This is a genomic window from Micropruina sp. (assembly GCF_027492755.1).
Classification (GTDB): Bacteria; Actinomycetota; Actinomycetes; order Propionibacteriales; family Propionibacteriaceae; genus Micropruina.
This window is the reverse complement of record NZ_JAPUED010000173.1, coordinates 1-7647: the sequence shown is the minus strand read 5'-3', so window position 1 is coordinate 7647 and position 7647 is coordinate 1. Positions and strand designations below refer to the sequence as shown.

Here is a 7647-nt window from a genome sequence, read left to right as displayed (position 1 = left end):
CACACGAAGAGCACCGAGTTGACTGCCATCGAACCCTCCTTGGTCGGACGAGAACTGCACTCTCGCACCCCAAAGTGACATTCGCGTGAACGAGGACCCTCCGCCAGCGCCGGTTTTCGCCACAGACCCGGTCGCATGGTGCCGCATGGCAGGCCGGCAGCGGATGCGGACAGCATCCGCTCAGATGACCTCGATCAGCCGCTGCAACCCCGGACGGACCCGGTCCAGCGGAATAGCACTCAGGCCGAGCCTCAGCTGATTGGCGGGGGCCGGGTCGTCGAGGAAGAATCCGGCCCCTGGCTGGAACAGCACCCCGCGCAGCCGCGCCCGTTCGAGCAGTGCGGTGGTGTCGTAGCCGGGCGGACCGGTCAGCCACAGGCCGGCACCGCCGGTGGGATGCGCCTGGTCGGGCCACGGGAAGCGGCTGCCGAGCACCTCAGCGGCAACCTCCCACTTGGCACGCAGCGCGGCGCGCTGCCGGGACACCTGCCGAGCGAAGTCGCCCGACGCGATGAACAGGGCCAGGGTGCGCTGCTCCACGCCGGAGGGATGCTTGCTGCTCAGGTAGCGGGCGTGCCGCAGCTGTGCGATCAGCTCGGCGTCCGCCACCACGTAGCCGAGTCGCAGGGCAGGAGCGAGCACCTTCGAGAAAGTGCCGACGTGAATCACCCGGCCGGCGCCGTCAAGGGCTCGCAGCGGCGGCTGCGGCTCGCCCCGGAACCGGATCTCGGAATCGAAGTCGTCCTCGATCACGATCAGGTCATGGGCGGACGCCGCGTCGACGATCGCCTGCCGCCGCCGTGTCGGCATGGTCACGTTGGTCGGATGTTGATGGCTCGGGGTCAGGTACAGCAGGCTGAAATCCGGCCGGTCCGGCAGCCGGACACCCTGTCGTCCGACCGGAAGCAGCGACAGTTCCGCGCCGGCATTGCGGAAGATCCGGGCGGCGTCCACGTAGCCCGGGTTCTCCATTCCGACGCGAGTTCCGGTTCCGATCAGGACGCGGCTGATCAGGGCCAGCGCCTGTTGGGCGCCGTTGGTGATCAGCACCTCGTCCGGCCGCGCCGCGATGCCGCGCGGCAGCAGCACCTCGTCGAGGACCGCCCGGCACAGCCTGGAATCGTCGCCGTCACCGGCATCCCGGGTCGCCCGTCCGCCCTGGTCACCGTCGAAGGCGCGGGCCGCCGCCCGAAGCCAGGCCCGCACCGGGAAGGATCCGTGTTCCGGCTGTCCGGGCAGGAACGGATAGGGGTATCTGCGGTAGTCGGGCACCTGGACGACCCGATCGATCCACGGGTCCGGGCGTGCCACCAGATGGTCTGCCCAGGCCACCCGGTCAGGCGACGGCGGGGCGGCGCCGGGCTCGGTGACCGGCACGGCGACCGGGAAGAATCCGCGCCGGGGGCGGCTCACCAGCTGCCCGCGGGCCACCAGTTGCTGCAGCGCGGTGTCGATGGTCGTCCGGGACACCTCGAATCGCTCGGCGAGCCGTCGACTGGGGGGCAGCGGACGGCCCGTCGGGAACCGGCCGTCAGCGAGTTCGCGCTCGATGATCTGGCGCACCCGTTCGTGCTTCGGCGCTCCGCTGGCGTCCACTCGGTTCCTCCCCGTCGCCGGGCCGCTGTCACAGATGCGCGGAGGCCTTGACGATCAGCGCGGCACCCGCCACCGCCGCCAGGATGAGCCCGACCGGACGCAGCTGCCGAGCCCGCATCCGGCGTCCGAGCCAGGCGCCCAGCGGCCAACCGGCCAGGACGCCCGGCAACAGTCGCGCGGCGGCCACGAGGGCATCAGTCCCGATTCCGCGCAGCCCCAGGATCAGCCCGATCGACGCCACGGTCACCACCAGATAGTAGACGGCCAGATTGGCCCGATAGCCCACCGGATTCGCGTTGCGGTACACCATCAGGACGGGCAGCCCTGGAGTGGCGACCAGCGCCGCCAAGGTGCCGCTCGCCAACCCTGCGGCCGGGGCGACCATCGGCGTCTCGGGCAGGCGCCAGCCGGCCAGCGCCGCAGCGGCCACCACCACCTCGAGGATGCCGAGCATCAGCACAACGGCTGGAGCCAGGGCCGCCGGCGCCAGCGCGGCCGCCACCACGGCGGCCGGCACCGCGACCACCACCACGCTGCCCAGGTCGAACCCCCCGGCCAGCCCGGCACGGTCCTGCCAGGCCGCGACCAGCATCATCGGCACTGTGACCAGCAGCAGCGGGACGGGCACCGCGTTCGGTTCGACCAGCAGCAGCAGCGGCGCCGCCAGCAGCCCGAACCCGGATCCGCTGGCCAACTGGATCGCCACCGCCACTGCCACCGCCGCAGCGGCCAGCAGCACTTCGATCACCGTGCAGTGACCGCCGCCCGGCGGTGCACCACCTGCGCCGAACTCTGGTCGCGCGCCAGCATCAGGATCTGGTCGAAGTTCACCCGGCTCGGACGGGTGGCGACGAAGGCGACGGTCTCGGCGACGTCCTTCGCGGTGAGCGGCTCCACCCCGGCGTAGACGGCGTCCGCGGCCTGCGCGTCGCCACGGAACCGGACCAGGCTGAACTCGGTCTGCACCATGCCGGGATCGATCTCGCAGACCCGGATCGGCTGTCCGAGCAGTTCGATCCGCAGCACCCTGGTGAGCGCGGCCACCCCGTGCTTGGCCACGTTGTAGCCGGCCCCGCCACGGTAAGCTTCGCGGGCGGCGATCGAACCGATGGTGATCACCTGGCCGTCGCCGGAGGCCAGCAGCGCCGGCAGCAGGGCCCGAGTCATCCGCAGCGTGCCGAGCACGTTGACGTCGTACATCCACTGCCAGTCCTCGACACTGGCACCGGCCACCAGGTCGGTGCCCAGCGCCCCGCCGGCGTTGTTGACCAGCACCGAGCAGTGCGGCACGGCGGCTGCGAAGGCGTCCACCGAGGCTTGGTCGGTGACGTCCAGCGGCAGCGCCCGTCCGCCGCAGCGCTCGGCGACCTCGGCCAGCCGGTCGAGCCGGCGAGCGCCGAGAACCACCCGGAAGCCGGCCTCGGCGAGCGCCACCGCGCAGGCCGCACCGATCCCGCTGCTGGCGCCGGTGACCACCGCCACCCGATCGGCAGCGCTCATTTGGTCGCCCCGTCCTGGGCCCGGTAGATGGCGTCGGTGACCTGGTCGCGCAGGTTGATGAAGTTGGCCTGGGAACGCAGCTCGGGGCCGGGGACGCCGTCGGCCAGGTGCACCGGCAGGTCCATCAGCACCCGGCCGGGCCGGGCGGTCATCACCAGCACTCGGCTGCCGAGGAAGATCGCTTCCTCCACATCGTGGGTGATGAACATCACCGTCTTGCGCCGCTCCCGCCAGATCTGCAGCAACTCGACCTGCATCCGTTCGCGGGTCAGAGCGTCCAGCGCGCCGAACGGCTCGTCCATCAGGATCACCTTCGGGTCGTTGGCCAACACCCGGGCGATCTGTGCCCGCTGCTGCATGCCGCCGGACAGCTCGTAGGGCTTGCGGTCGGCGAACTTCGCCAACCCGACCATGTCCAGGTAGTACTCCGCGCACTGCCGGCGTTCGACGCGTCCGACCCCGCTCAGCCGCGGGCCCAGCTCGACGTTCTGCCGGGTGGTCAGCCACGGGTACAGGTTCGCCTGCTGGAACACGACGCCGCGGTTGCGGTCGGGTTTGGTCACCGGCACTCCGTCCACCAGCACCCGTCCGGTGGTCGGGTGGTGGAAGCCGGCCAGCATCTGCATCAGCGTGCTCTTGCCGCAGCCGGACGGCCCGACGATGCAGATGAACTCACCCTCGGTGACGGTCAGGCTGGTCTCGGCCAGCGCCACCACCTGGTCGCCGGAGTCGGTCCGGTAGACCTTGGTGACCCGGTCGAATTCAATCTTGGGCTGGGTCAGGCCGGCCTCGCCGGCCGGGGAGTTCATGGTTGCGGTCATCTCAGGCCACCTTCTTGATCGCGTCGGTGTACACCCCGTCGGCGTACGTCTTCAGAGGGCTGACCGCGTCGACGTCGCCCTGGGACTTGAGGAACTCGGCGGTCGCCGACAGCTGCTTGGGCAGCGCCGCGGTGAGCTCGAGCTGCTTGCGGGCGTCCGGGAACAGGTAGCCGCTCAGCTGCCCGGTGACCGCCTCCGGCGTGGAGCCGAGCTGCACCGCGATCGACTGGGCCGCCGCCCGCGGGTTGGCGGCAAGCTCCTGCACGGCGTGGTTCTGTACCGCCGTCCAGGTCTCCATGAAACCCGGATTGGCCGTGACGAAGGCGCCGGTGGCGCCCTCCAGGTCGAAGGTCGGATGACCCTTCTCGGCAGTCACGTCGCTGCCGGTGATGATCTTCCCGTGCTGCGCAAGTTCGCTGAGCACCGGGTCCCAGACCCAGGCGGCGTCCACCTGGTCGCCCTGCCAGGCGCCCAGCATCTTGTCCGGGCTGAGGTTGACCAGCTTGACGTCGGTGCCCGGGTTGAGGCCGGCGTCCGCGAGCGCCTGCAGCAGGCTGTAGTGCGAGGTGGAACTGAACGGGGTGGTGATGGTCTTGCCCTTCAGCCCGGCGATGGTGGTGATCGAGGTGTCCTTGACCACCAGCGACTCGGCCTTGCCGATCACGTCGTCGATCCAGACCACCCGCATGTCGACGTTGAGCGGCGCCGACAACGCCTTGGTGGCCGGGCTGGAGCCCAGCGTGGCCAGGTCGACCGAGCCGGAGCCGAAGCCCTGCACCACGTCCGCTCCGGAGTCGAATTTGATCCAGGTGATGGTGGCGTTGGGCAGGCAGGCCTCCAGCCAGCGCCGGTCGCGGACGATCAGGTTGGCGTTCGGGATGGCCTGGTAGCCGATCCGGACGGCGCCCTTCACCTCCGGGTTGCCGGTCACCGGACAGGTGGCGGTGGCGCCGGCGTTCGCCTTGGCCTCGGCCTCGCGGGCGGTGGTACAGCCGCTCAGCGCGGCCGCGGCGGCCAGCACCGCGGCGACGCCGAGTCCGGCCAGTCGCTGTGTCACCGGACGTCGTTGGGTACGTGGTCGGGTCATCTCGGTCCGTCCTTCCTCAGGCCTTGCCCTGCCAAGGCACCAGCAGCTGCGAGATCCACTTGATCCCGAAGTCGAGGGTGATGGCGGCCAGGCCGACGATGATGATGCAGGCGATGGTGAGCGGGGTCTGCAGCTGGGTGCCGGAGAGGTAGGCCAGCCCGCCGATGCCCGGAATGCCGTTGTTCAGCTCAGCCGCCACCACCGTCGTCCAGGCGAAGCCGGTGGCGATCCGGACGCCGCTGAGGATCGACGGCAGGCTGGCCGGCAGCACCACGTGCCGCATCACCTGGATGTGGCTGGCGCCCAGGCTCTGCACCGCCTGCAGCCGGTCGGCGCGAATGCCGCGGACGCCGTCGATGGTGGCCATCGCGATCGGTGGGAAGGCGGCCAGGAAGAGCAGCCACACCTTGGAGGTGTCGCCGATGCCGAACCAGACGATCAGCAGGCCGATGTAGCCCAGCGGCGGCAGTGAGCGGAGGAAGTTCAGGTAGGGCTCGGAGAGTCGTCCGAAAGTGGGGATCAGGGCCATCGCGAAGCCGAGCAGGACGCCGATCAGAACGCCGCCGGCGACACCCATGCCGATCCGCTGCAGGCTGGCCAGTAGGTGCTCCCAGAGGAAGTAGCCCTGCTCGCCGCAGACAATCCGAGCACTGCCCTCGGCGATCGGACGGCAGCTGGAGGAATCCGCGAAGGCCTGCAGCACCGATCCGGGGCTGGGCAGGAAGAGCGGCTGAATCAGGCCGGTGGCGGTGATCCCCCACCACACCAGCAGGACGCCGGCGAAGACGGCGGCGTTGACGCCCCAGTGCCGCAACCGGCCGGGGGTCAGCCAGGTGTTCTCCGGGGCGGTGGCCGGCCCGGTGCCGGCCGGTTGGGTGCCGGTGTCGGGGACGGTGGTGGTCTGGGTCTCGGTGGCGGACATCGGTGCTCCGTTCGCAGTCAGGCGATCCTGGCGGTGGGTGTCGGGCGGGTGTGCCGGTCGGCACGGTCGAGGACGCCGTCCAGCAGGTCGATGCCCTCGGCGATCTCGGCCTCGGTGCAGGTCAGCGGCGGGGCGAGGTGGATGCGGTGCATGCTGGTGAAGATCAGCAGCCCGGCGTCGCGGGCGGCGGCGCCGATCTCGGCCATCGCCGGGTTGACCGTGCCGTAGGGGGTCAGCGGCTCCCGGGTCTCCCGGTCGACGACCAACTCCAGCGCCCAGAAGCAGCCCAGGCCGCGGACGTCGCCGACGCTGGGATGCTTCGCCTGCAGCCGGCGCAATGCCGGCCCCAGTAGGTCGCGGCCCAGCTGGGCGGCCCGCTCGACGATGTTCTGTTCGGCCATCGTGGTGATGGCGGCCACCGCGGCGGCGCAGGCCAGCGGGTGGCCGGAGTAGGTGAGTCCGCCCGGGTAGGGACGATGCGCGAAGGTGGCGGCGATCTCGTCGCTGATCGCCACCCCGCCGAGCGGCACGTAGCCAGAGTTCACGCCCTTGGCGAAGGTCAGCAGGTCGGGCACCACCCCGTAGTGGTCGGCGGCGAACCAGGCGCCGGTGCGGCCGAAGCCGACCATCACCTCGTCCAGGATCAGCACGATGCCGTGCCTGTCGCACAGCTCGCGGACGCCCGCCAGGTAGCCGGGCGGCGGGGGCATCACTCCGGCGGTGCCGGGAATGGTCTCCAGGATCAACGCGGCGAACGCGTCCGGGCCCTCCATGGCGATCAGCTGTTCCAGGTGGTCGAGCGCCCGCCGACACTCCTCGGCCTCGGTCGAGGCGCCGAACGCCGAGCGATACAGGAACGGCCCGAAGAAGTGCACGGCGCCGGAGTTGCCGTAGTCGGTGGCCCAGCGGCGGGGGTCGCCGGAGACGTTGAGCGAGGTCTGGGTGCCGCCGTGGTAGCTGCGGAACTGGGCCAGCACCTTGTACCGGCCGGTGTGCAGCCGGGCCATCCGGATGGCGTGCTCGTTGGCGTCGGTGCCGCCGTTGGTGAAGAACACCTTGTCAAGGCCGGCAGGCGTCCGTTCCGCGATCAGCGCGGCGGCCCGGGAGCGGGCCTCCACGGCGTGCTGCGGCGCGATGGTGCCCAGCCGGCCAGCCTGCTCCTGCACAGCGGCAACGATCGCCGGGTGCTGGTGCCCGAGGTTGGTGTAGATCAGCTGGCCGGAGAAGTCGAGGTACTCCTTACCGTCGGCGTCCATGACGCGACTGCCGGACGCCCCGCTGATCACCAGCGGATCGAGGGCGGCCTGGGCGCTCCAGGAATGGAAGACGTGCGCCCGGTCCAGGCGGTAGGTCTCTCGTCCTGCGGGATCGGCCGGAATCGGCACCGGGGACTCCTCTCTCCCCGGGCCGACGACGTCGTCCGAGGGCGACGTTGACTCGGCTGTCGGACACTCACACGTCCCGCTCACTCCCTATGCGGGCCGGCGGTGGGTGCCGGTGAGCTGTTCTCATTCGATCAGCGGCACAAGCAGGCCACCAGCACCACAGCGGGCGACCTTGACCGGGCCACGCGTTACCCGCGCGCAATCTCCCGGTCATCACTCACGCCGCGGACGCGCGTGTGGAGGCCCCGCTTCCAGGTCAGCCGATCACCACCAGCAGGTCACCGCCCTCCACCGCCTGCGCGGGCCCGATCGCCAGCCGCTGCACGGTGCCGGCGG

Annotated in this window: 7 protein-coding genes; all 7 read right to left on the bottom strand. The window is 70.8% G+C overall.

The genetic code is table 11. The features are described from left to right. Nucleotides 1–180: 180 nt before the first annotated feature. From Q0066_RS11925 to Q0066_RS11895, 7 genes are read right to left on the bottom strand one after another with little or no spacing between them, the layout of a single operon-like run. Nucleotides 181–1596, bottom strand: coding sequence for a PLP-dependent aminotransferase family protein (locus Q0066_RS11925; protein WP_298133164.1), 1416 nt, complete (start codon nt 1594–1596; stop codon nt 181–183). Between the two features lie 28 nt (nt 1597–1624). Then, nucleotides 1625–2344, bottom strand: a complete 720-nt coding sequence (locus Q0066_RS11920) for a TSUP family transporter (protein WP_298133162.1) — start codon at nt 2342–2344, stop codon at nt 1625–1627. Beyond that, nucleotides 2341–3096: an SDR family NAD(P)-dependent oxidoreductase gene (locus Q0066_RS11915; RefSeq protein ID WP_298133160.1), complete on the bottom strand. Its 756-nt coding sequence runs from the start codon at nt 3094–3096 to the stop codon at nt 2341–2343. The genes Q0066_RS11920 and Q0066_RS11915 overlap by 4 nt, the downstream gene beginning before the upstream one ends. Further along, on the bottom strand, nt 3093–3917 hold the full coding sequence (locus Q0066_RS11910; protein ID WP_298133158.1) for an ABC transporter ATP-binding protein: 825 nt from the start codon (nt 3915–3917) through the stop codon (nt 3093–3095). Before Q0066_RS11910 ends, Q0066_RS11915 begins: the two co-directional genes overlap by 4 nt. Before the next feature lies 1 nt (nt 3918). After that, nucleotides 3919–5004 (bottom strand): ABC transporter substrate-binding protein, encoded by a 1086-nt coding sequence (locus tag Q0066_RS11905; RefSeq protein ID WP_298133156.1) that lies wholly within the window; start codon nt 5002–5004, stop codon nt 3919–3921. 16 nt (nt 5005–5020) lie between these two features. Next, nucleotides 5021–5926, bottom strand: coding sequence for an ABC transporter permease subunit (locus tag Q0066_RS11900; protein ID WP_298133154.1), 906 nt, complete (start codon nt 5924–5926; stop codon nt 5021–5023). Nucleotides 5927–5943: 17 nt separating this feature from the next. Further along, a complete protein-coding gene (locus Q0066_RS11895; RefSeq protein WP_298133152.1) occupies nt 5944–7311 on the bottom strand; it encodes an aspartate aminotransferase family protein in 1368 nt (455 codons plus the stop codon). Nucleotides 7312–7647 lie beyond the last annotated feature (336 nt).